26 protein-coding genes are annotated in these 25073 nt (G+C 47.0%); 24 read left to right on the top strand and 2 right to left on the bottom strand.

What is annotated here, in order from left to right:
• Positions 1–4 precede the first annotated feature (4 nt).
• From fliS to flhB, 19 genes are all read left to right on the top strand, one after another.
• Positions 5–415: a flagellar export chaperone FliS gene (fliS, locus tag AC55NX_RS00540; protein WP_496993990.1), complete on the top strand. Its 411-nt coding sequence runs from the start codon at positions 5–7 to the stop codon at positions 413–415.
• A 237-nt stretch (positions 416–652) separates the two neighbouring features.
• The gene (locus tag AC55NX_RS00535; protein ID WP_496993989.1) at positions 653–2122 is read left to right on the top strand and encodes a sigma-54 dependent transcriptional regulator; all 1470 of its coding nucleotides are present in this window, start codon (positions 653–655) and stop codon (positions 2120–2122) included.
• A gap of 134 nt (positions 2123–2256) precedes the next feature.
• Positions 2257–3309, top strand: a complete 1053-nt coding sequence (locus tag AC55NX_RS00530; RefSeq protein ID WP_496993988.1) for a sensor histidine kinase — start codon at positions 2257–2259, stop codon at positions 3307–3309.
• 2 nt (positions 3310–3311) lie between these two features.
• Positions 3312–4739: a sigma-54-dependent transcriptional regulator gene (locus AC55NX_RS00525; RefSeq protein WP_496993987.1), complete on the top strand. Its 1428-nt coding sequence runs from the start codon at positions 3312–3314 to the stop codon at positions 4737–4739.
• A 91-nt stretch (positions 4740–4830) separates the two neighbouring features.
• Positions 4831–5142, top strand: a complete 312-nt coding sequence (fliE, locus tag AC55NX_RS00520) for a flagellar hook-basal body complex protein FliE (RefSeq protein ID WP_311844622.1) — start codon at positions 4831–4833, stop codon at positions 5140–5142.
• Between the two features lie 45 nt (positions 5143–5187).
• Positions 5188–6927, top strand: coding sequence for a flagellar basal-body MS-ring/collar protein FliF (gene fliF, locus AC55NX_RS00515; protein WP_496993986.1), 1740 nt, complete (start codon positions 5188–5190; stop codon positions 6925–6927).
• On the top strand, positions 6920–7966 hold the full coding sequence (gene fliG, locus AC55NX_RS00510; protein ID WP_059121299.1) for a flagellar motor switch protein FliG: 1047 nt from the start codon (positions 6920–6922) through the stop codon (positions 7964–7966). Before fliF ends, fliG begins: the two co-directional genes overlap by 8 nt.
• A gap of 22 nt (positions 7967–7988) precedes the next feature.
• The gene (gene fliH / locus AC55NX_RS00505) at positions 7989–8789 is read left to right on the top strand and encodes a flagellar assembly protein FliH (protein ID WP_496993985.1); all 801 of its coding nucleotides are present in this window, start codon (positions 7989–7991) and stop codon (positions 8787–8789) included.
• A complete protein-coding gene (gene fliI, locus AC55NX_RS00500; RefSeq protein WP_496993984.1) occupies positions 8783–10111 on the top strand; it encodes a flagellar protein export ATPase FliI in 1329 nt (442 codons plus the stop codon). The genes fliH and fliI overlap by 7 nt, the downstream gene beginning before the upstream one ends.
• A gap of 1 nt (position 10112) precedes the next feature.
• Complete coding sequence (gene fliJ / locus AC55NX_RS00495; protein WP_496993983.1) at positions 10113–10553, top strand: flagellar export protein FliJ; 441 nt, start codon at positions 10113–10115, stop codon at positions 10551–10553.
• Between the two features lie 162 nt (positions 10554–10715).
• Positions 10716–12752: a flagellar hook-length control protein FliK gene (locus AC55NX_RS00490; protein ID WP_496993982.1), complete on the top strand. Its 2037-nt coding sequence runs from the start codon at positions 10716–10718 to the stop codon at positions 12750–12752.
• Between the two features lie 37 nt (positions 12753–12789).
• Entirely contained in the window at positions 12790–13296 is a 507-nt protein-coding gene (gene fliL, locus AC55NX_RS00485) for a flagellar basal body-associated protein FliL (protein WP_496993981.1), read from the top strand.
• A gap of 7 nt (positions 13297–13303) precedes the next feature.
• A complete protein-coding gene (gene fliM, locus AC55NX_RS00480) occupies positions 13304–14350 on the top strand; it encodes a flagellar motor switch protein FliM (protein WP_496993980.1) in 1047 nt (348 codons plus the stop codon).
• Positions 14351–14364: 14 nt separating this feature from the next.
• Positions 14365–14778 carry a flagellar motor switch protein FliN gene (gene fliN, locus AC55NX_RS00475; protein ID WP_059121292.1) on the top strand — a complete coding sequence of 138 codons (414 nt, stop codon included), beginning with the start codon at positions 14365–14367 and terminating at the stop codon, positions 14776–14778.
• Positions 14779–14858: 80 nt separating this feature from the next.
• Positions 14859–15179 (top strand): flagellar biosynthetic protein FliO, encoded by a 321-nt coding sequence (gene fliO / locus AC55NX_RS00470; protein WP_496993979.1) that lies wholly within the window; start codon positions 14859–14861, stop codon positions 15177–15179.
• Entirely contained in the window at positions 15166–16044 is an 879-nt protein-coding gene (gene fliP, locus AC55NX_RS00465) for a flagellar type III secretion system pore protein FliP (protein WP_496993978.1), read from the top strand. Before fliO ends, fliP begins: the two co-directional genes overlap by 14 nt.
• Positions 16045–16053: 9 nt before the next feature.
• Positions 16054–16323 carry a flagellar biosynthesis protein FliQ gene (gene fliQ, locus AC55NX_RS00460; protein WP_059121289.1) on the top strand — a complete coding sequence of 90 codons (270 nt, stop codon included), beginning with the start codon at positions 16054–16056 and terminating at the stop codon, positions 16321–16323.
• A 10-nt stretch (positions 16324–16333) separates the two neighbouring features.
• Positions 16334–17125, top strand: coding sequence for a flagellar biosynthetic protein FliR (gene fliR / locus AC55NX_RS00455; protein ID WP_496993977.1), 792 nt, complete (start codon positions 16334–16336; stop codon positions 17123–17125).
• Positions 17126–17137: 12 nt separating this feature from the next.
• Positions 17138–18268 carry a flagellar biosynthesis protein FlhB gene (flhB, locus tag AC55NX_RS00450; RefSeq protein WP_496993976.1) on the top strand — a complete coding sequence of 377 codons (1131 nt, stop codon included), beginning with the start codon at positions 17138–17140 and terminating at the stop codon, positions 18266–18268.
• 60 nt (positions 18269–18328) lie between these two features.
• On the opposite strand, the gene smrB is transcribed toward flhB, so the two are convergent.
• A complete protein-coding gene (smrB, locus tag AC55NX_RS00445) occupies positions 18329–18859 on the bottom strand; it encodes an endonuclease SmrB (protein WP_059121286.1) in 531 nt (176 codons plus the stop codon).
• Between the two features lie 62 nt (positions 18860–18921).
• On the opposite strand from smrB, the gene prmB reads away from it, so the two are divergent.
• From prmB to AC55NX_RS00420, 5 genes are all read left to right on the top strand, one after another.
• A complete protein-coding gene (gene prmB, locus AC55NX_RS00440; protein ID WP_059121285.1) occupies positions 18922–19854 on the top strand; it encodes a 50S ribosomal protein L3 N(5)-glutamine methyltransferase in 933 nt (310 codons plus the stop codon).
• 239 nt (positions 19855–20093) lie between these two features.
• A complete protein-coding gene (gene aroC / locus AC55NX_RS00435; RefSeq protein ID WP_496993975.1) occupies positions 20094–21179 on the top strand; it encodes a chorismate synthase in 1086 nt (361 codons plus the stop codon).
• A 145-nt stretch (positions 21180–21324) separates the two neighbouring features.
• Positions 21325–21855 (top strand): elongation factor P hydroxylase, encoded by a 531-nt coding sequence (locus AC55NX_RS00430; protein ID WP_496993974.1) that lies wholly within the window; start codon positions 21325–21327, stop codon positions 21853–21855.
• A gap of 109 nt (positions 21856–21964) precedes the next feature.
• The gene (locus AC55NX_RS00425; protein WP_059121282.1) at positions 21965–22246 is read left to right on the top strand and encodes a YfcL family protein; all 282 of its coding nucleotides are present in this window, start codon (positions 21965–21967) and stop codon (positions 22244–22246) included.
• Positions 22247–22362: 116 nt separating this feature from the next.
• Complete coding sequence (locus AC55NX_RS00420) at positions 22363–22890, top strand: NADPH-dependent FMN reductase (protein ID WP_496993973.1); 528 nt, start codon at positions 22363–22365, stop codon at positions 22888–22890.
• Between the two features lie 94 nt (positions 22891–22984).
• Here AC55NX_RS00420 and mnmC read toward each other — a convergent pair whose 3' ends face one another.
• Positions 22985–25006, bottom strand: coding sequence for a bifunctional tRNA (5-methylaminomethyl-2-thiouridine)(34)-methyltransferase MnmC2/FAD-dependent 5-carboxymethylaminomethyl-2-thiouridine(34) oxidoreductase MnmC1 (mnmC, locus tag AC55NX_RS00415; RefSeq protein WP_496993972.1), 2022 nt, complete (start codon positions 25004–25006; stop codon positions 22985–22987).
• Between the last annotated feature and the right edge of the window lie 67 nt (positions 25007–25073).

Raw genomic sequence — 25073 nt, 5'->3', positions numbered from 1 at the left:
GACTATGCGTGGTTCTTTACAGGCTTACAAAAAAGTATCAGTGGACAGCCAGCTCAGTGCTGCCTCACCACATAAAGTCGTACAGATGCTGATGGCCGGCGCGATTGAGCGACTGATACAAGGCAAAGCAGCGATGATACAAGGAAATATTCCTGTCAAAGGCGAGCGCTTAGGTAAAGCCTTAGACATCATCATCAGTCTACGGAGTTGTTTGTCGATGGAAGATGGTGGGGATATCGCAAGAAATCTGGACCAGCTTTACGAATTTGTAATTACTCAGATCACACAGGCAAATCATCTCAATGAACCAGAGCTGCTTGATGATGTGATTGATATCATTCGAGAAATAAAATCGGCTTGGGATCAGATTCCTTCAGAGTATCATCATCTCACTTCGTCTGAAGTAGGTGTGTAGGTTTTATTGGAAGCATCTCACTCAATCAACGATTGAGTGTGGCCTTCTTATTGCCATATTTTTTGAATTCAATAGAATAGAGGCCACTATCACTATAGATTAGTGGCTTTTTTGTTGCTGGTGGTTTGAATTTTTGTCTATGGTTATCTAGAGATAGAATAAACAATATCTCATAGAGTCAACGTAGAAATTCAACGGTAACAATAACCTAATGGATGAAGGCAAATATACTTACCTATGCACGGTTTAGCGAAACTGCTCGTGATTGAGGATAATCCTGCAATTCGTCAGCAAATCAGTATTATTTTAGATTTTGTCGGTGAACCTTGCGAGGTAATCGAATCGTCTCAGTTTGAACAGATAAATTGGTCTGATGTGTGGGCTGGTTGTCTGTTCGGTTCATTACAAAGTGGACACCTGTCGGAGACGGTGCAGACGCGATTACAGGATATCAGTCATATCCCACTGTTGATGATGGATCAACAGCCTTACTCTCTGGAACCATTCTCCAATTATGTTGGCGAACTTGATTTTCCGCTCAATTACCCTCAATTGGCTGAAGCTCTGAGGCATTGTAAGGATTTTCTGGGGCGCAAGGGTATTTCTGTATTCACCACCAGTCGTAAAACAACCCTGTTCAGAAGCTTGGTCGGGCAGAGTTCTGGTGTTCAGGAAGTCCGTCATTTGATTGAGCAAGTCTCAGGAACAGATGCCAATGTGCTGATTCTCGGTGAATCTGGAACGGGAAAAGAAGTGGTTGCACGGAATGTTCATTATCATTCACCGCGACGTAACGGACCTTTTGTTCCGATTAACTGCGGTGCGATCCCTGCCGATTTATTGGAAAGTGAACTTTTCGGCCATGAAAAAGGTGCATTTACCGGTGCACTCACCGCGCGGAAAGGACGATTTGAACTGGCAGAAGGCGGAACATTATTTCTGGATGAAATCGGTGATATGCCAATGGCCATGCAGGTGAAGTTGTTGCGTGTGCTGCAAGAACGCTGTTTTGAACGGGTTGGCGGTAATTCCACGATTAAAGTAAATGTTCGTGTGATTGCTGCAACGCATCGCAATCTGGAATCGATGATCGATAAGGAATTGTTCCGCGAAGATCTTTATTACCGGTTGAATGTTTTTCCGATTGAAATGCCTGCGTTGAAAGAGCGTAAAGACGACATTCCTTTGCTAATTCAGGAACTGCTGACTCGCATGGAATCCGAAGGCGCTTCACCCATCTGTTTTACCCCGCGAGCGATCCAGTCGCTGATGGAACATGATTGGCCGGGAAATGTTCGGGAATTAGCGAATTTAGTTGAACGAATGATCATTCTTTTTCCAAATAGCTTGATTGATGTTAATCACTTACCAACTAAATATCGCTATAGCGATATTCCGGAATTCCAACCGGAGGCCAGCCGTTACAGTAGTATCGAAGAGCAGGAACGGGATGTTCTGGCAGACATTTTTGCTGAAGATTTCCAACTGAGTGATATTGAGCAAGATTTGATGAACCATGTCAATGCGCCTCAATCCTTGCCCCCTGAAGGTGTCAATCTAAAAGAGTTATTGGCAGACCTTGAAGTGAATCTGATTAATCAGGCTTTAGATGCTCAAGATGGTGTGGTTGCTCGTGCTGCAGACATGTTAGGGATGCGCAGAACGACGCTTGTTGAAAAAATGAAAAAGTATAATATGAACCGTTAAACGTCAGAAAAAAGTCAATATATTGTCATCATATTTTTTCTGTTGATGTAATGATTTGAATTTTATAAAGAAAATAGTCTGGAACGCTTTTTGCTTTTCAGGCTATTGTTGTTTTTACAGAACAGAAAACGAATATGCAAGAATCTCAGGCGCAACAGCTTTCTCATCTCGATTCTATAGAAGATCAGGTTGAACGATACAAACAGGTACTGGATGTCATGCCAGCCGGCGTTATTTTGTTGGATACGCAGGGCATTGTACGTGAGGCAAATCCTGAGGCAGTCCGGCTGCTGGAAATTCCATTGGTTGGTGAGCGCTGGTATGCCGTGATTCAATCTGCTTTTGCGCCCAAAGAAGACGATGGGCACGAAATTTCTCTACGCAATGGCAGAAAAGTGCGGTTAGCGATTTCAGCATCGTCAACCGGTCAGCTGATTCTCATTACCGATTTAACCGAAACACGCTTGCTTCAGGCTCGAGTGAGTGATTTACAACGGCTTTCTTCACTGGGTCGAATGGTCGCTTCATTGGCACATCAGGTTCGCACACCTTTATCTAGTGCTATGCTATACGCGTCAAATCTTGCTGCGCCTCAATTGCCGGCTGCCACGCGTGAACGTTTTCAAACGAAATTGATGGATCGGTTGCATGATCTGGATAAACAGGTCAATGATATGCTGTTGTTCGCCAAGGGAGGTGATAATAAAGTCGTTAAACCCTTTACACTGGATGAGTTAGTGCAGGAATTTTATCCGATGGTCGAAACGGCGATACAAAGTCATCAGATCGACTACGGACAGGAAATTGAGCATCCGGAGACGGCTTTACTGGGCAATCCGAACGCGATCGCTTCCGCGCTGAGTAATTTAGTGATGAATGCGATTCAGAATTCAGGCAAAGGTGCCCAGATCGATGTATTCTTCCGACCGGTTCAGAACATGTTGAAGATTTCTGTTCAGGATAACGGGCCGGGTATTCCTGCAGCAATGCAAAATAAAATTATGGAGCCTTTTTTTACCACACGTTCTCAGGGAACGGGGCTAGGGCTTGCGGTTGTTCAGATGGTTTGTCGTGCGCACGATGGGCATCTAGACTTGATTTCTGAAGAGGGGGATGGTGCATGTTTCACAATGTGTCTTCCTCTGGAGCGGACAGTTTCTCATAAGAATTCAGAGACAGGAGAGTAATCATGGCTCAGAGCAAAGTATTAATTGTTGAAGATGATGAAGGTTTGCGCGAGGCACTGGTGGATACCTTAGCTCTGGCCGGTTATGAATGGGTCGAAGCTGATTGTGCGGAAGAGGCACTGGTAAAGCTAAAGTCAGAGGGAGTCGATATTGTTGTCTCTGATGTGCAAATGGCTGGTATGGGTGGTCTGGCACTGTTGAGAAATATCAAACAGCACTGGCCGAATCTCCCGGTATTACTCATGACTGCATATGCCAATATTGAAGATGCCGTTGCCGCGATGAAAGAAGGTGCCATCGATTATATGGCTAAACCATTTGCGCCTGAAGTGTTGCTGAATATGGTCAGCCGTTATGCACCGGTAAAATCTGATGACAATGGCGATGCGGTTGTTGCTGATGAGAAAAGTGTGAAATTACTGGCTTTAGCGGAGAAAGTCGCTAAAACCGACGCAAATGTTATGATTCTGGGGCCGAGTGGTTCCGGGAAAGAAGTGATGTCTCGCTACATTCACAACGCTTCGCTGCGCAAAGATGGCCCTTTTATTGCGATCAATTGTGCGGCGATTCCGGACAACATGCTGGAAGCGACCCTGTTTGGTTATGAGAAAGGGGCTTTTACCGGAGCTATCCAAGCTTGTCCCGGTAAATTTGAACAGGCACAGGGTGGGACAATTCTACTTGATGAAATCAGTGAAATGGATTTGAACCTTCAGGCGAAGTTACTACGAGTACTTCAGGAAAGAGAAGTAGAACGTCTGGGAAGCCGTAAAAGTATTCAGTTGGATGTCCGGGTGCTTGCAACCAGTAACCGGGATTTAAAAAGCTATGTTCAGGAAGGTGAATTTCGCGAAGATTTATACTACCGTCTGAATGTGTTCCCAATTTCATGGCCGGCGCTGCGAGAGCGTCGGGCTGACATCGAACCTTTGGCGCAACATCTGGTTGAGCGTCACTGTAAAAAGCTTGGCATCGCGATGCCCCGGATCGCTCCGTCGGCTGTTGAAAAACTACTGTCTTACCCGTGGCCCGGCAACGTACGTGAACTGGATAATGTTATTCAGAGAGCCTTGATTTTGAGTGAGAATGGCAATATCGGTGAAGAACATATCCTCTTAGAAGGGGTTGATTGGAAAGATGCCGGCAGTTTACAGAAATTGGTTGAAAATGATCAGCCGCGCTCTGCATCACAACCGGTTGAGCCACCGACTGTCAAAACTGTGGCTCACAGCGAGATGAACAGACACCCGTCAAGTATTTCTGATTTGGGAGGAGAGCTTCGGGATCAGGAATATTCTATTATTCTGGAAACCCTGATTGCCTGTAAAGGTCGGCGGAAAGAGATGGCTGAGCGCCTTGGTATCAGCCCGAGGACCTTGCGCTATAAGCTGGCGAAGATGCGAGATGCGGGGATTGATATTCCGGGATAAATGCGATTTATCAAATGGCACACTAATTGCTGGATAAGAGATAAGCAATGTATATACGAGTCAAAGAATTGGCTATCAGGCAGGGGGACTTATGAGACTAGATGGATTACAGACTGAAATGCAGTCAATGATACAGGAAGCCAGCGGTAAACCGATGGCACCAACCGGACAGTCGGTGAGTGCTGACTTTGGCGATTTGCTCAACAAAGCGATTAATAATGTCAATGGACTACAGCAGACATCCAGTAATCTGCAAACTCGTTTTGATCGGGGCGATGAAGGGGTGTCGTTGTCCGATGTGATGATCGCAAGAAATAAAGCAAGTGTTGCATTTGATGCGACAGTACAGGTTCGGAATAAGCTCGTTGATGCTTATAAAGAACTGATGAACATGCCGGTTTAACGGTGACGTTTCGGTATCAATTTTGAAGTATTGTAGGTAAGTAACGTGGCCGAAGATAACCAATCGACAGACCTGACTTTAAGCGACGGCGGTGCACTTTCCGCAGACACGGATTTGCCCGTTGAGCATCAGGATCCTGATTTGGATGAGAAAAGTTCATCTCGTTTCGATTTTGCCGTCGGTGATTTAGACCTGATTCGTCAGGTTGTTCTCGTTCTTTCTATCTCTATTTGCGTCGCTTTGATTATGATGCTGTTTTTCTGGGTGAAAGAGCCAGAAATGCGTCCGCTAGGGGCTTATGACACCGAGGAATTGATTCCGATTCTGGATTACCTCGATCAGAGCAAGAAAGAGTACAAACTCGATGGTAATACGATTTTGGTTCCGGTCACTGAATACAGCGGACTCAAACTGGATTTAGCCCGGGCTGGTTTGAATCAGGATAAACAGGCCGGTGATGATATCCTGCTTCAGGATATGGGCTTTGGGGTATCACAGCGTCTTGAAATCGAACGGTTAAAACTGAGCCGTGAGCGCCAGTTAGCCAAAGCGATTGAAGCCATGAATCAGGTGAGAAAAGCGCGCGTATTACTCGCGATGCCTAAATCGAGTGTGTTTGTCCGTCAAAATCAAGAAGCTTCAGCATCGGTTTTTTTGACGCTGAGAACGGGTGCAAATCTGAAACAGGAAGAAATCGATTCGATTGTCGATATGGTTGCCAGTGCGGTTCCGGGGATGAAAACCACCCGTATTACGGTCACCGATCAACATGGACGTCTGCTCAACTCCGGTTCTGCCGATCCTGTGTCAACCGCACGTCGTAAAGAGCAGGAATTAGAACGCAAGCAAGAACAGGCGCTCAAAGATAAAATTGATTCGGTGCTGATCCCGATTCTCGGGCTAGGTCAATACACTGCACAGGTTGATGTCGAAATGGACTTTAGTGCCATTGAGCAAACCAGTCGTCAGTTTGATCCGCAAAAACCATCAACCCGAAGTGAATACACGCTTGAAGATTACAACAACGCAAATGTTGTCGCGGGTGTTCCCGGTGCGCTGAGTAATCAACCCCCGGCAGACTCTTCGATTCCGGAAGATGTCGCACAGATGAAAGATGGTTCGACCTTAGGCCAAGGGTCGGTTCATAAAGAAGCAACACGTAATTACGAATTGAACACGACAGTGAGTCATGAGCGGAAACAGACCGGTGTGGTGAATCGTCAGACCGTTTCTGTTGCTATTAAAGATCGTGAGGTTGTTAATCCGGATTCGGGGGAAATTACGTATGAACCTTTGTCTGACAGTCAGCTGAATGCTGTGCGTCAGGTACTGATCGGTGCGATTGGCTATAATGAACAACGAGGCGATTTACTGAATGTCTTAAGTATGCAATTTGCCAAGCCTGAAGTGGAACAGCTCACCGATGTACCAATTTGGGAAAACCCGAACTTTGGCGATTGGATTCGCTGGCTGGCAAGTGCATTGGTTATCATTGTCGTGATTCTGGTACTGGTTCGTCCGGCAATGAAAAAACTTATCAATCCGGCAAGTGCAGATGAAGATCAGCTTTATGGCCCAGATGGACTACCGATTGGTGCAGATGGTGAAACCAGCCTGATTGGTGAAGATATTGAAGCCGGCGATCTGTTCGAGTTCGGTTCGACGATTGACCTGCCGAATTTACATAAAGACGAAGATGTACTGAAAGCAGTACGGGCTCTGGTTGCCAATGAGCCGGAACTCGCTGCCCAGGTTGTGAAAAATTGGATGATGAACGATGGCTGATGAGAAAGAAAAGGGCAGTGATCTGATCCCTCAAGAAATTGATGTCGCATCAATTAGTGGCGATGAAAAAGCTGCAATCCTCTTGTTGAGTCTGAATGAAGAAGATGCTGCCGGTATCATTCGTCATCTGGAGCCGAAGCAGGTTCAGCGCGTTGGTAGTGCGATGGCTCGTTCCAGTGAATTGAGTCAGGGGAAAGTAAGTGCTGTGCATCGGGCATTTCTGGAAGACATTCAGAAATACACCAATATCGGGATGGGCAGCGAAGACTTTATGCGTAATGCCTTGATCGCGGCCTTAGGAGAAGACAAAGCCAATAACTTGGTGGATCAAATTCTGCTGGGAACCGGTTCAAAAGGTCTGGACTCTTTGAAATGGATGGATCCCCGTCAGGTCGCCAGCATCATCGTTAATGAACACCCGCAGATCCAGACGATTGTTTTGTCTTATCTGGAACCGGACCAGTCGGCTGAGATTTTGGCTCAATTTGCTGAACGGGATCGACTGGACTTGATGATGCGGATTGCCAATCTGGAAGAAGTACAGCCATCAGCACTGGCAGAGTTGAACGAAATTATGGAGAAACAGTTTGCCGGGCAAGCCGGGGCACAAGCTGCGAAAATTGGTGGTCTGAAAGCTGCTGCCGATATTATGAACTACCTCGATAATAACGTTGAAGGTATCCTGATGGAGCAAATGCGTGATCAGGATGAAGATCTGGCAACACAAATTCAGGATCTGATGTTTGTCTTTGAAAACCTTGCTGAAGTTGATGATCAGGGTATCCAGAAATTGTTGCGGGATGTACCACAGGATGTCTTGCAGAAGGCACTGAAAGGTGCGGATGACACCCTGAAAGAGAAAATATTCAAAAATATGTCTAAACGTGCAGCCGAAATGCTCAAAGATGATCTTGAAGCGATGCCGCCAATCAAAGTTTCAGATGTGGAAGCTGCGCAGAAAGAAATTCTGGCGATTGCCCGCAGGATGGCTGACAACGGTGAAATTATGTTGTCAGGTGGTGCTGATGAATTCCTCTGATCGATGGGTTTAAGGAGTCACGATGTCAGACAGAAAACGCGGATTCTTGCGTCCGGGAATGGATACAGATGTTGAGCGTGCAAAAGTGTGGGGATTACCCGATTACACGACCGAGACTCATGGTCAAGCAAAAGACACTGCACTGAAATACGATCCGGGATGGATACCGGATACGGAACGCTCGGTAGAAGAAGCACCACTTGAACTGACTGAAGAAGAAATCGAACTGATTCGGCAAGGTGCTTATCAAGAAGGGTTGCATCAGGGTCAAGAAGCCGGTTTCAGACAAGGTTACGATAAAGGTAAAGAAGAAGGCTATCAGGCGGGGCATCAGGAAGGACAAGAAACCGGACAAAATGAAGGTTTGGCCGCCGGTCAGGAAATCATCGATGAACATGTCGCCAGTTTTGTCAATTTAGCCAATCAATTCGCCCAGCCCCTCGCACTGATGAACGCACAGGTTGAACGTCAACTGGTCGATATGGTGCTTGCTTTGGTAAGAGAAGTGGTTCGGGTTGAAGTGCAGATGAATCCTCAGGTGATACTGGATACGGTAAAATCCTCAGTTGAGTCGCTGCCCATTACCGGCCATGACATTACACTGAAACTCAATCCGGAAGATGTTGAGGTCATTCGTCACTCTTACGGCGAAGAAGACCTTGATTTTCGGCATTGGACTTTAGTGAGTGAGCCATCTCTCAATCGCGGCGATGTTGAGATTGAGGCCGGCGAATCGAGTGTCAGCTACCGGATTGAAGAGCGAATCCGAACCACGCTGAAAAGTTTCTGTGAAGCAAACCGACATGGTGGTGATGCGTGTTAGCGTTAGAAGAGCGTTTTGCACAATACAAAACTCAGGGACTGTCATCACGTCCTATAGCCTCTGGCCGTCTCGTACGAGTGGTCGGGCTGACTCTGGAAGCTACCGGATGTAAAGCACCGATCGGAAGTCTGTGTAAAGTCGAAACGATGAGTGGCGAGATTGAAGCGGAGGTTGTCGGCTTCTCCGGTGCTCATCTTTATCTGATGCCGAGTGAACAAGTTTCAGGCATTTTGCCCGGCGCGAAAGTGACACCGATTCACGGTGATACCGGTGTCCCCGTCGGTATGGAACTACTGGGAAGAGTCATTGATGGGGTCGGGATGCCACTGGATGGCAAAGGGCCGATTTATGCTGAGCATAAAGCTTCTTTTCAATCTGTTGCGATTAACCCCCTTGCCCGCAAACCAATCTCTGAGCCGCTGGATGTCGGCCTGAAATCAGTGAATGGATTATTGACGGTCGGTAAGGGACAACGTATCGGACTTTTTGCCGGTTCTGGTGTGGGTAAGTCCGTAACATTGGGAATGATGACTCGCGGAACGACTGCTCAAGTTGTTGTGGTCGGCCTCATTGGTGAACGTGGACGAGAAGTTAAAGAATTTATTGATGAAATTTTAGGTATCGATGGCCGTCAACGTGCGGTCGTTGTTGCCGCACCGGCTGATGCATCACCGCTGATGCGCCTTAAAGGATGTCAGACTGCGCTGACCATTGCCGAGTATTTTCGTGATCAAGGGCTAGATGTCTTATTACTGATGGATTCGTTGACTCGCTTTGCGCAGGCACAACGGGAAATTGCACTTTCGGTCGGTGAACCCCCGGCGACCAAGGGATATCCGCCTTCGGTCTTTGCCAAATTGCCTGCGCTGGTTGAGCGAGCAGGGAACGGTAGTGACGGTCAGGGGTCGATCACTGCGTTTTTTACCGTGTTGACGGAAGGGGATGATCTTCAGGATCCGATTGCAGATGCATCCCGGGCCATTCTCGATGGGCATATTGTTTTATCCCGGGAATTGGCGGATGCCGGTCATTACCCTGCAATTGATGTGGAAAAATCGGTGAGTCGGGTGATGCCTCAAATCACGACTGATGAACATCAACTGATGTCAAAAGCAGTACGGCAAGTCCTGTCTGTCTGCCGCAAAAATCAGGATTTGGTGTCGATAGGCGCTTATAAACCGGGCTCTGATCCGGCGATTGATCAGGCATTTACCCTCAAACCGAAGATCGATATGTACCTGCAACAAGGCATGAAAGACACCGTACCGTATGATATGTGTGTCAGTATGTTGAAGAATGTTTTGCAGATAGGTTCTGAATGATATGGAAAATGCACTGGAATTCTTGCTGGAACAGGCGAAAGAGAATGAAGATAAAGCAGTGCTCGCATTAAATAGCGCACGTCAGGAACTGGAAAGTTACTACCGTCAGGTGAGTCAGATTGAACAGTATCGTCTGGATTATTGTCATCAAATGATTGACCGGGGAAAAGCCGGTTTAACGGCAAGCCAGTATGGACATCTCAATCGTTTCTTAACTCAGCTAGATGAGACACTTGCTAAACAAAGAGGTGCCGAGCAGCATTTTATCGATCAAGTCGAGAACTGTCAGGAACATTGGCTTGAAGTCCGTAAAACACGCCGTTCTTATGAGTGGTTACGTGACAAGAAACAGGCCGAAAGACAACAGGCTGAACTCAAACGAGAGCAGAAACAACTCGATGAATTTACAACGATTCAGTATGCCCGCAAAGCACGATTTTAAACGAACCCTTACCATATCTGAATCACGATATTGTTCATCAAACTAAGATTCTGAATGATATGGCTTACTTTTTGCTTATTTAATATCAAGTTGTTTGCATCAAGGTCATTTGTCTGTGATAGCAAATACCGTCAATTAGTTTGGTTTGCAAGAGTACTGGATATGAATATCAACCTCACGCCCACGTCAGGGACACAGAAAGCTCAGTCTCACCATAAAGCGGTTAGTGATGATGCCGTTGTTGGTGATGTTGCTGAATCGTCACAAGAGTCCGGTGGTTTTTTTGCCAAACTCGCAGCTTTATTTAAGGGAGAGGATTCGGTTTCTGAAAAGCCCTCGGTCAAGAGCGGTGAAGCAAAAAACGTTGAGACTACAGCGGATGTCGCTGGTGATATATCAGCAGATTCCCTATTGTCTGATAAAGAAATATCCGGGAAAGCACCTACTGGGAAAGTACTGACAGGAAAAGAACGGTCTCAAATCGATCTGGCTGAGACGGATTCATCTGAGACGCTATCGCTGAAGAATTTATCTGAAAATGTTGATGATTTGGATAACGCTCAAATTGCGGGCGCGAAAACATCTGGTGGGCAACATCAGGAGGGGGGGGATACCGCAGAGGTAAATTCCCCTCGTCCCGAGTCAAACACTCCGTCCGTTGCGTCATCCTCCCTGCAATCTACCGAGCAAAGCGCCTCATCAGCACAGAAAGAAGCTGCACAGCGGACAATGGGAGAGGGTGAAGCGGTATTAAGCCGGCTTAAAGGGGCTGAACAACAACTTGTGTCGCAAAACGGCAAGAAATTGCCAGTTTCGGATGTCACTGATCCTGAGCAAGCCAAACATGCAGCAAACACCGTGCAACAGACCAAAATGACAGACCCGGCAGTACTTCAGGATCCGGCCGCTTCGGCAGATTTGTCTTTGTCGCAGACTGAATCGGACAGTTCTTTATCCCCAATTAAAGGCAAAGAACTGGATGTGCATGAACTGACAGGGGAGAAAGCGTTGACGGCTGATATATCTCAGCTTACAGAAACCACTGCTCAAGCTAATGGCAGTGTAGCGTCATCCGTTGTCGCACCTGAAGTACAGACCAAAGACGTTGGTGAATATAAATATACGCAACACAATGGTTCAGGACATAAAGAAGCCACGGTTAAATCCGTTCAGATACCTGCCGGAGTTAATATCCAAGGCGTATCAAATCAGAATGTTATCGGTCAGGCGGAGATGCAGGATGTGGTGGCAACCGATGGCAGTGAGCAGGTTCATACTGCTGCTTTATCGGGAGTGGAAGGCAATACTGAGAAAGCTGCGTTATCACAAAAGCTACTACAGTCTCTGAATCAAGAATTACCGCCAAAAGCAGATCCCCGTCACCATATACACATGGCCCAGCAACAGACAGCTGCTCAACAATTGCCTCAAGCAGCACCTGTCCCGGTGAATTCGTTGACTCAGGCAATTCAGAGTGAAGGTTCCACCAATTCGCTCATGCCTCTTTCCGGCGATTCCGCCGTGTCTCAGGCGGCATTGCAGACTTTATCCGCGAGTGCCGTCGGGCGCGAGCAATGGATTCGTCAGCGTCTTGCAGGATTTGGCGATGGTAAAGCCCGCCCAGAGGGAGTGATTGACGACGGTACGGGTAAAGAAAGTCATTTCGCACATCAACTGTCATCACTGACTGGTCAACAGACCTCGGGTGTACAGAATCATCTCAGAGCGGATGTCGCTCAGACTCCGTCATCTATTTATTTGGCAAAAGATGCAATGGCTGCCGATCAGCTCTCAGAGCGGGTTCAGATGATGATGTCTAAAAATTTGAAAAACATTGATATACGGCTTGATCCTCCAGAACTGGGACGAATGCATATTCGAATGAACATGTCCGGTGATGCCGCCACTGTGCATTTTACTGTGGCAACCCCACAAGCCCGAGAAGCGCTTGAACACTCCATGCCCCGCTTGAGAGACATGTTGTCGCAGCAGGGAGTACAGTTGGGTGAAACGTCTGTACAGCATCAAGGCAGTGGTCATCAGCAGCAAGGTTATGCCGCTTCAGGCCAAGGGCAGTCGTCCGGACGAGGCTCTCCGGTTGGTCAGGATTCGGTTTTTCATGATGATAATCCGGACACAGGTGTTAAACTTGATGTGGATATTAGTTCGAAGCGTGATGGGATTAGTTATTACGCATAAGGTTAAAAATTAGTATGTTGCACATGCAGAGATAATTATGGCAGATGAAAATGGTGTCGCAGAAAATGCCTCCGGCGGCAAAAAGAAACTTTTGATTATCATTATTGCCTTGGTGGTATTGCTGGTAATTGGTGGCGGTGCCGCATTTTTTATGATGGGCTCGGATGACGAATCGCCAAGTGCAGAACCTGAGCAAAGTGTTGCGAAGGTTGATACCAAGAGTGAACCCGTGGCTTATGTCAGTCTTCCTCAACCGTTCGTGTTTAATGTGACGGGCGATATGCGTGATCGGATGGTGCAGATCAAAGTTCAGCTGATGGTTCGAGGAAGTGAGAATGAAAATCAGGCCCGTTACCACTCCCCATTAATCGAAAGTTCTCTGCTCTCGACGTTTGCTTCTGCGACGGTAGAGCAACTGCGCTCTCCCAATGGTCGGATTGAGTTACGTGACCGGGCGACGAAAGATATTCAGACTGCTTTAACCAAAGCGGTCGGTGAGCCAGTGATTGAACGAGTTCTGTTTACTGATTTTGTAATGCAATAGGTGATGTGTGACTGATCTATTAAGCCAGGACGAAATTGATGCGCTATTACATGGCGTCGATAGTGTCGATGATGAAGAAGAAGAGTTAGACACGGATACGCGTGAGGCGACCAGTTTTGATTTTTCTTCTCAGGATCGTATTGTCCGCGGACGGATGCCGACGCTTGAGTTGATTAACGAACGATTTGCGCGTCATTTGCGTATCAGTTTGTTTAATATGCTGAGAAAAACAGCTGAAGTGTCGATTAACGGTGTACAGATGATGAAGTTCGGGGAGTATCAGAATACGCTGTACGTCCCGACCAGTCTCAATATGGTGCGCTTCCGGCCATTAAAAGGGACAGCGCTGATCACCATGGAAGCGCGGCTCGTCTTCATCTTGGTGGAAAATTTCTTTGGTGGAGATGGTCGTTTTCACGCCAGAATTGAAGGGCGTGAGTTTACTCCGACAGAGCGTCGCGTCATTCAACTGTTGCTGAAAATTGTGTTCGCAGATTATAAAGAGGCTTGGTCTCCGGTGATGGGGGTTGAGTTTGAATATCTTGACTCCGAAGTGAACCCAAGTATGGCCAACATTGTCAGTCCGACGGAAGTGATTGTCGTGAGTTCGTTTCATATTGAGGTCGATGGCGGCGGTGGTGATTTTCATATGGTCATGCCATACTCGATGCTTGAACCGATCCGTGAGCTTTTAGACGCCGGGGTTCAATCGGATAAAATGGAAACGGATGTTCGCTGGAGCTCGGCACTGCGTGAAGAAATTATGGATGTGCCGGTCAATTTCCGCGTGAACTTGCTGGAAAAAGTCTTGGCATTAAGAGATTTGATGGAGTTGCAGGCGGGAGATGTCATTCCGATCGATATGCCTGAACATGCGATTATGTTTGTGGAAGAATTGCCGACTTTCCGTGTGAAAATGGGACGTTCCGAAGATAATCTGGCTATTCAGATTTCACAGAAAATCAAACGTCCTGATGTTGTGAAAACAGATTTGGCTTTTTTGAGTGAGGATATTATTTCCGATCTTGAAAGAGAAGATGAAGTAAAAGACTAAAGTAGGTAGCGAAGATGTCTGATATTGATGATCAAAAACTGGCAGATGAGTGGGCTGCGGCACTGGGCGAAGACCCGAATGCGGCATCAGATGACGATATTGATGAAATATTGGCAGCGCCACTTGAAGAGTTGAAAGATACATCACAACCTATTTCAGAAGATGAGCGACGGAAACTGGATACGATTATGGATATTCCGGTGACGATTTCGATGGAAGTCGGTCGCTCACAAATTAGTATCCGTAATTTGCTGCAATTGAACCAAGGCTCGGTTGTCGAACTGGATCGGATTGCCGGAGAATCATTGGATGTCCTCGTCAATGGAACGTTGATTGCCCATGGTGAGGTTGTTGTGGTCAACGATAAGTTCGGGATCCGTTTAACCGATGTGATTAGCCAGACGGAACGGATTAAGAAGCTGAGATAAGGGCGTTGATGAAACGATTAATTAGCCTGTTTAGTCTATTTTTTTGTGCCTTTCCCGTTTGGGCAGAGGTTGGCGACTCCATGAGTATCTTAACAACGCTGGGGTCTCTGGTTTTTGTGATTGCCTTGATTCTGGTACTGGCATTGTTACTCAAAAAGATGCGTTTACCAGCGTTGGGCCATCAAAAAGATCTGATGATCATTCGTCAACTTCCGATTGGGACGAAAGAAAAACTGTTGGTTGTTCAGGCAGGAGAAGAGCAGTTTTTAGTCGGAGCGACGAGCCATTCGATTCAATTGATTTCCAAGCTTGAGCAACCGTTGGCATCCGGGTCTCGGACAGTGGAACCCCCCTTTGCGGGCCAACTTAATCGGTTTTTGAAAAAGAATGATAAAATATAGCTTCCATTTAGTCACATCGCATTGGAACAGACTGGCCCTTCACGGGCTGGTGCTGTGTTTAGGGTTGTTCTCTATGATGTCTTGGGCAGCACCTGCTTCGGGAGAGGTTCAGCCTGCCAATAGTCTGGTCACACAGAGTATTACCGCACAGGGTATTTCAAATACAGCAACGGCCGCTCACTCGAATCAAGCCGGCATCCCTGCGATTACAATGACGACCAATCCTGACGGTAGTCAGGATTATTCGATTAGTTTACAGATTCTCGGTTTAATGACGATGCTCGGCTTCTTGCCGGCATTAGTGATTCTGATGACCTCGTTTACCCGGATTGTGGTCGTTATGTCGATTCTGCGCCAAGCAATGGGGTTGCAGCAAACGCCATCAAACCAAGTCATTATCGGGATTGCGTTGTTTCTGACATTTTTTATTATGTCTCCGGTATTTCACCAAGTGAATGAACGCGCGATCCAGCCTTATCTCAATGAGCAGATTAATGCGCGACAAGCCTTTGATGAAGCGCAGAAACCGATGCGAGCTTTCATGCTCAAGCAGACGCGGGTCAAAGATTTAGAAACGTTTGTGAATATGTCCGGCTCGCAGGCAACCGATCCGCAAGATGTCGAAATGACGGTATTGATTCCGGCCTTTATTACATCTGAGTTAAAAACAGCTTTTCAGATCGGGTTTATGCTGTTTCTTCCTTTTTTAGTGATCGATCTGGTTGTTGCTTCGGTCTTGATGGCTATGGGGATGATGATGTTGTCTCCTATGATTGTTTCTTTGCCATTCAAGCTGATGTTGTTTGTGTTAGTTGATGGATGGAACCTGATTTTATCGACACTCGCAGGCAGTTTTGCACTTTAGGGGGACACGATGACACCAGAAGCTTTTGTTGAAATATTCCGCGATGCTTTATGGATTGTATTGTTAATGGTTTCGGCAATCATTGTGCCCGGTTTATTGATTGGTTTAGCGGTTGCAGTGTTTCAGGCGGCGACCTCGATTAACGAGCAGACCCTCAGCTTTCTCCCCCGTTTAATCGTAACATTGCTGGCGTTGATGCTGTTTGCCCATTGGATGACTCGGATTTTAATGGAGTTCTTTTATTCCATGATTGATCGTTTACCCCAAATCCTCTATTGAGGCACCTGTGATGACATATCCGGCAAACCTGATTTTAGATTGGATCGCCACATATTTTTGGCCGCTGACTCGGATCTCTGCCATGTTGATGGTGATGACTGTGACAGGGGCGCGGTTTGTCACTGCCCGCATTCGTCTCTATCTTGGCCTTGCCATCACATTTGCCATCATGCCGGTGATTCCGGCTGTTCCCTCAAATATTGAACTGCTTTCCCTGCCGGGATTTATGATTACGTTTGAGCAAATTGTTATTGGCGTGGCGATGGGAACGGTGACGCAGTTTATGATTCAGACATTTGTCATGCTGGGACAAATTATCGGGATGCAATCGAGCTTAGGCTTTGCCTCGATGGTTGACCCCGCTAACGGCCAAAATACACCGTTACTGGGGCAGTTTTTTATGTTTCTGGCGACGATGTTTTTTCTGGCCAGTGACGGGCATTTAAAGATGCTCCAACTGATTGCCTTTAGTTTTAAATCATTACCGATTGGTCAAGGGGGGCTGACATCTGTTGACTTTCGCGAATTGGCGTTGTGGTTTGGCATTATGTTTAAAGTCGCGTTGACGATGTCTCTTTCCGGCATTATTGCCTTATTGACCGTCAATCTTTCGTTTGGCGTCATGACACGGGCGGCACCACAGTTGAATATTTTTTCTCTTGGTTTTGCTTTTGCGCTCATAGTCGGTTTGCTGCTGTGCTGGTACATTGTCACCGGGCTGTACAGTCATTATGAGATTTTTTGGGAGCAGGGACAGGCTCAGATTTGTCGCTTGATACGACTGGATTGTCAGGCACCTTAAGGAGGACAGACTATGGCTGAGTCTGACGGACAAGAACGTACCGAAGAAGCCACACCCCGAAGGCGAGAACAGGCGAAAGAGAAAGGGCAGGTTGCCCGTTCAAAAGAGTTAGCGTCGGTCTCGGTACTGGTCGTTGGTGCGATTGCGCTGATGTGGTTTGGAGAAAATTTAGCGAAAGCTTTGTATCTGTCGATGGGGCGGTTATTTACCCTGAGCCGTGAAGAGATCTTTGACCTGCCTAAATTATTTGATGTTTTATTCGGCTCACTGGTGACGCTGATCTTGCCCATGGTGTTGATTCTGGTGACGCTATTTATTGCCGCACTCTTCGGTGCAACCGGTGTCGGCGGGATTTCTTTTTCGGCAGAAGCTGCCCGTCCTAAAATGTCAAAATTGAACCCGCTGAGTGGACTCAAACGGATGTTTGGTTTGCAAAGCTGGGTCGAATTGCTGAAATCTATCTTGAAAGTCACACTGGTTGCCGGTGCGGCTTTCTTTTTGATTGAGAGTCAGAAAGTGGATTTATTCCAGTTGAGTCTGGATGCCTTTCCGCAAAATATTTATCACGCGTTGCAGATTTTATTGAATTTCGTCCTGTTGATTAGTTGCACTTTACTCATTGTGGTCGCTATTGATATTCCTTTCCAAATTTGGCAGCACGCCAATCAGTTAAAAATGACCAAGCAGGAAGTCAAAGATGAATACAAAGACACGGAAGGAAAACCTGAAGTCAAAGGCCGGATCCGGATGCTGCAAAGAGAAGCGGCGCAGCGACGAATGATGGCTGATGTCCCCCAAGCCGATGTGATTATCACCAACCCGGAACATTTCTCTGTGGCACTACGGTATAAACAAAATAGTGATAAAGCACCGATTGTAGTGGCTAAAGGCATTGATCACCTTGCCCTGAAAATCCGGGAAGTGGCCAGAGAGCATGAGATTGAGATTGTGCCGGCACCACCGTTGGCTCGTGCACTTTATCACACCACGGAGTTAGAGCAGGAGATTCCTGATGGCTTGTTTTTAGCGGTGGCTCAAGTCTTGGCTTATGTGTTTCAGCTGCGACAGTATCGGCGACGCGGTGGTAAACGGCCAAAACTCAATGAAGAAGCAATGACCATTCCAACCGATATGGATTATTAGTATCCGGTGGGGATGTTGAGCGCGTCATTTTTTGTATTGCCGCGCTTTGTTTTTCGGACTCTATTTCTCAGGAACAGACAGCAGTACCAGTAACGCGCCATCACCGCCAAATTCCATCGGGGCCTGATGGAAAGCCATCACATCAGGGTGCTGGGCTAGCCACAGAGGGACTTTCTGTTTCAGAATGTGTTTGCCAATACCATGCTGAACACCGGCACAATGGATGCCTTCTTTAATACAGTAGGCGATCATCGCAGCCAGCTCTCTTTTTGCTTCTTTTTGAGTCATGCCGTGCATATCCAGAAAAACGTCCGGCACATAAACGCCGCGACGTAGCCGCTTGACCTCATATTTGGAAACGTCACTGCGTGCGTAGCGCGTTGGTCCCTCCTGATCAAGATGAGGCACGAATTCATCAGAAAAATAAAACTCATTGTCATTGGTATTATGAATGTTACGGCGTGCTAAATTTTGTTTGGTATTTCTGTTTGGTTGCCGGACTATGGTATCCTGATGCAACTTTTTTACGCCCTTTACTGCATCGTTGAATAAGGTTGAGTCATCATCCTGATATGGGTCGTGGTCACTCATTCGCTGTTCATATGTTTGTTAAATACGGATAAGCAGTATTGTAGCGCTTTTTGGAGGCAATTTTGGATAAGATTTTTGTCGATGAGGCGGTCGCTGAGCTTCATACACTTCAGGATATGATTCGTTGGGCGGTCAGTCGCTTTAACGCTGCCGGATTATTTTACGGTCATGGCACCGATAATGCTTGGGATGAAGCGGTTCAGTTGATTTTACCCACTTTATATCTGCCGATCGATGTGCCTTCACATGTATTAAATTCTCGTCTGACGATGAGTGAAAGAGCTGGTATTGTCGAACGGGTGATTCAGCGTATTAAAGAACGCAAGCCAGTTGCTTATTTGACAAATAAGGCTTGGTTTTGTGGGTTGGAGTTTTTTGTCGATGAGCGGGTACTGGTGCCGCGCTCTCCGATTGGTGAGTTGATTGAAAACCAGTTTCAGCCTTGGCTGACGGAAACACCGAATAAAATCATGGATCTCTGTACGGGGAGTGGCTGTATTGCCATTGCATGTGCGCATATGTTCCCCGAGGCGGAAGTGGATGCCGTTGATATTTCTACCGATGCTCTGGCTGTTGCCGAAATCAATATCCAGGATCATGGCTTGGAACAGCAAGTCTTCCCGATGCGTTCTGATTTGTTCAGAGACTTACCTAAAGCCACTTATGAGTTGATTGTCTCTAATCCGCCTTATGTTGATCAGGAAGACATGGATTCGTTGCCGCAAGAATTTGAACATGAACCGGCACTCGGTTTGGCAGCCGGGGTGGATGGATTAGAATTAGTCCGTCGAATCCTTGCTAATGCACCGGATTATTTGACCGAGCAAGGGATTTTGATCTGCGAAGTCGGCAATTCGATGGTTCACATGATGGCACAGTATCCGGATATTCCGTTCACTTGGCTGGAATTTTCCAACGGTGGTCATGGGGTCTTTATGCTGACCCGCCAACAGTTAGTTGAATGTGCTGATCATTTTGCTGACTATCGTGATTAAAGCTATCTGTGGAACTAAAGCTATCTGCGGGATTAAAGCTATCCGGTGAGAGAAGCGCGCTGGGCTTTACAACAAATCAGAATCAAGCGACTATGAGGCCACATTTAAGTGAATATGGGTCTCATGAACCGGATGGGTTCGCCAGACACCACCATGAATGAAAATAAAAATCGCCATTTAGCGAAGAAAATAGTGATTCAGAAAATTGTTAACCACAACATGAATAAACAGGAAAGTGCATGGCAGGAAATAGTATCGGACAACATTTCCGTGTAACGACGTTTGGAGAAAGTCACGGTCTTGCTCTGGGATGTATCGTTGACGGATGCCCTCCGGGGCTCGAACTGACAGAAGCTGATCTGCAAGTCGATCTCGACAGACGTCGTCCGGGAACATCACGTTACACCACACAACGGCGGGAACCGGATGAAGTGAAAATTTTGTCCGGGGTATTCGAGGGTAAAACGACCGGCACCTCGATTGGGTTGTTGATTGAAAATACCGATCAGCGGTCGAAAGATTATTCAGAGATTCAAGATAAATTCCGCCCTGGACATGCTGATTATACTTACTACCAAAAGTATGGCATTCGGGATTATCGCGGCGGTGGTCGCTCTTCAGCGCGTGAAACTGCAATGCGAGTTGCTGCCGGTGCGGTTGCCAAGAAATATCTTCGTCAGGCGTACGGCATTGAAATTCGGGCCTATCTGTCACAAATGGGCGATATCTCCATCGATAAAGTTGATTGGGATGAAATTGAAAATAACGCTTTTTTCTGCCCGGATATTGATAAAGTCGAACAATTTGACGCACTGATTCGAGACCTGAAAAAGCAGGGCGACTCTATTGGTGCCAAAATTCAAGTTGTGGCGACATCAGTACCCGTTGGCTTGGGAGAACCGGTGTTTGACCGTCTGGATGCGGATATTGCACACGCATTAATGAGTATCAATGCGGTGAAAGGTGTTGAAATTGGTGACGGGTTTGCTGTCGTCCAACAGAAAGGGAGTCAGCACCGGGATACGTTATCACCGGAGGGGTTTGGCAGTAATCATGCTGGTGGTATGTTGGGCGGTATTTCGACGGGGCAGGATATTGTTGCGAATATCGCGCTGAAACCGACTTCCAGTATTACGGTTCCCGGAGACACCATCACCAAAACCGGTGAGAAAACGCAATTGATTACCAAAGGGCGTCATGACCCATGTGTCGGGATTCGTGCGGTGCCGATTGCAGAAGCGATGCTGGCGATTGTCTTGATGGATCACCTGTTGCGCCATCGCGGTCAAAACCAGCATGTGGTGACTGAGACGCCGAAAATCTGATCCACTCATTATCTATTATCTTGCGTATTGTTCGCAAAACCTTGCTTGAATGCCCTCCTCTGAGGGCATTTTTTATGGTGAGACTTTACCTCTCGTGGGAAAAACTGGAAAATGCACGCCGTCGTCACAACAGATCAAGTAAATTATGGTTCATCGATATCAGGACTTAATCAACATTTTTAACCAAACCTTTGCTGAGCGTTATCAAACGCGTCTGGTGCTGGGAGATGATGAACCCATCTATTTACCGGCTGATGATTCAGTGCCTTATCACCGGATTATTTTTGCGCATGGTTTTTATGCATCTGCACTGCATGAGATTGCGCACTGGTGTGTTGCAGGTCCTGAGCGACGCCAGTTGGAAGATTTTGGCTATTGGTATGAACCGGATGGTCGGACTCGTGAAGTTCAGGCAGCTTTTGAGCAGGTTGAAATCCGCCCTCAGGCTTACGAATGGATTCTGTCTGTCAGTGCCGGTTTTCCCTTTTCTGTAAGTTGTGACAATCTGAATGGCGATTTTGAGCCGGATAGACTGCAATTTATGGTAAAAGTCCATGCTGAGGTGATGCAGATTCTTGGTCAGGGGTTGCCCGAACGGGTTGGTCTTCTTGCCGAAGCATTGCGGAGTTTTTATCAGACTGATCCGTTGTCTCCGGCATTATTTGTTGTGAAATAATGTCAGTCTGACATTGTCTCTTTTCAGGTCATATAGTGACCCGACTGAGATAATTGTATGGTTGCGTTGTCAAACAATCAGTCACTATAGTGGCAATGAAGAGTATAAAATGATTATTGAATTTGAAGAAAAAATGCTGGCATTGATCGATGATGGCATTGTACACGCCTCTGATGATGAACTATTTGCCGGTGGTTATCTGCGTGGGCATATTTCACTGGCTGCGGCATCATGTGAAGATGAAGGTATTACTGAACTGGCTGAGCTGAAAGCACGGATCGAAACAAGTCTGGATAACGCCCGTTCTGAGTTGGCACCGGCGGATCGAGTGATTGTACAACAATTATGGCAAAGGCTTCTGTCTCAAATGAACTTCGCGAAGGCGCCATAGATACCTGTGACGGTAGTTCTAATTATTTGAATGTATCTATACAAATTTTGCGGTTGTTGCCATGGCGATGAAGACTTATTCTGAACATATCCTAAGATGATGAAGAGGTAATAACGGTGAAAATTATTGCGTTTGGTGCGAGTACAAGTTCCACTTCAATTAATAAAGCATTAGCAACTTATGCGGCAAATTTGGTCGCAGGTGCTGAAGTTGAAGTGCTTGATATCAACAATTATTCAGTGCCGATGTTCAGCGAAGATCTAGAAAAAGAGATCGGCCATGCAGAAGGTGCAAAGGCTTTTCTGGATGATTTGTCACAGGCTGATGCATTCGTTATTTCTTTCGCGGAGCATAATGGCCACCACCCGGCAGCGTATAAAAATTTGTTTGACTGGGCGACCCGAATTGATCGGGATATCTTCAAGAGCAAACCGGCCGTTTATTTAGCCACCTCTCCGGGCCCCGGTGGCGCTCAGTCAGTATTGGCTGCCGCAACCGCTTCTGCCGGTTTCTTTGGTGGTGATGTAAAAGCATCGATTTCCGTACCAAGCTTTTACGACAACTTTGACATAGACAAAGGCCAAGTCACTAACGCAGCCATTGCGGCTGAAATTGAGCAAGCGGTTAAAGCGTTACAGGGATAATCGTTTCAAGACCTGATTTTTGTGGCCTCGGCCAAACATCAATCACCCGAAGGGAGACCGCGGGTGATTTTTTTATGTGGTTTGACCGGAAAAATTATGTTGCCGCAACCGCTTTGCCTTTGCGCAGTTTTCTGACCCACATCCGGCTGGGATGAATGCGTTCCAGTAAATCAACCGATAGCGGCAGTGGATCACCACACATGATAGAGGCAAGGCACTCTGCCAGCAGTGGCGCAGAGCTTAGCCCTCTGGAGCCGAGCCCTAACATCCCGTAGAGGTGTGGATAATGATGGATTTGGGGGGCGGACTGAGCCGTTTGTGTAACCAATGCATGATACTGTGTTTTGATGGTTGGCAAATCACCCAGATTTCCCGCAAAAGGCAGATGATCGCGGCTGACACAGCGAATCCCTTGTCTTGACTGATTGTGCGATATATCGACGTCGTCTGGCCATGACTGGTCGGGGATACAGCTTTGCAGCTTGTCTCGATTTTGTGTTTGCGCTGCCGGATCAAAGTGAGTGTCAATATTCTGGCGATCATAACTGGCACCAATGCAATGCTGTTGGTTGGCAGGATTGACGGGAGTCATATAACCATCGTAACAGAGCACAGTATTGAGATGCTTGAGCGTATCCGTGGTCGGGATATGGCTGACCTGACCTTTGACTTGTGCCAGTGGTAGTGCCTGAGTCTGGGGAAATTGGTCAAACTGGTGTCCGTTGGCAATGACGACACATTGATGACGAAAGATTTGATCCGCACTATGGAGTTGCCAGACTGCTGTCTGTTCATCCCAATGGAGTTGATCAATTTTGGTGTTGAAATGGGCTCGGAGTCGGCCGGATGCCTGTAACGATGACAGTAGTTGCCCAGTGAGCTGCGCGGGACAAATCCAGCCACCGAGCGGATAATAGAGACTTTCCGCTGTCACCGGTAAACCGAGCGTTGCTGATGTCTGGTGTGAATCCAGACCTGTCACCAGTTCTTGGGGAAAACGGCCTGTCGCGATGGGCTTCAATTTCTTGCACGCCTGCTCATTCCACATCAGTTGGGTCACACCACACCATTGGTAATCAAAATCGAGACCGTCACTGCGCTGCTGTTCTACAAATTGTCGCGCATATAAAAAACTTGCGGCAAAAAAACGAGATAATGGATCGTGTTGGCTATTCAACAGCGGATAGATAGCACCTTGACGATTGCCTGATGCACCTTGCGCCGCTTGGTCATCTTGGCAATAGAGTGTGACCTGAATGCCCCGGCGGCTTAAGGTTTTTGCCAATGTGGCGCTGGCGATCCCGCCACCGATAATGGCCACATCCGATAAATCAGCAACTGACTGGTGGGCATACCACGGCAGCATATTGGTGAATCCGGTCGGTGTTGCTATTGTGCCGACCAACATGTCTCGCTTGGTGCCGAAGCCTTTGACTTTTTGCATCGAAAATCCGGCTTCGATCAATCCTCGCCGGACAAAGCCGGCAGCGGTAAATGTGGCACAAGTTGCATCCGCTTTTGCGAGTTTCGCCATGTGATTAAACAGGTGCTGATTCCACATGTCGGGGTTTTTGCTCGGTGCAAAACCATCAAGAAACCACGCGTCAATCAGGCCATCCCGAGGGACGGGGACTAACGGCATACAGTCATGAATATCACCGAACCACAGATCGAGCGTGACGGCACCATCAGCGAGTGTGATACGGTGACACTCCGGTACTGCCAGCGGGTAATGTTGTTGGAGCTCTGCGGCATAATCTGCCAGTTCCGGCCAAGCTTGATGGGCTTTGATTAAGTCATCCCGAGTTACCGGATATTTTTCAAAACTGATGAAATGAAGTGACTGAAGGGAAGCATCCGGATGTTGACGGTGAAATTGATCAAATGCTTGCCAGGCAGCGAGAAAATTAAGCCCAGTTCCGAATCCTGTTTCTCCAATCACAAATCTTGTTCGATTAAAATGATCCCAGCGTTCAGGTAATTGATTTTTTTGAAGAAAAACGTATCTTGTCTCCTCCAATCCATTCACATTCGAAAAATAGACGTCGTCAAACTCTCCGGATACGGGGGTTCCGGCCTCGTTCCAGTCAAGTTTGGCGTTGGTTATTTTAGTCATAGCTGCGTTTTTCTTTTATGGGCGGTATACTAACGGTGAATGAATTGTACGAATTTCTTGGAAAGCT

The organism is Vibrio rubrogenes (assembly GCF_059641415.1).
This window is presented reverse-complemented; position numbering and strand designations above follow the sequence as displayed.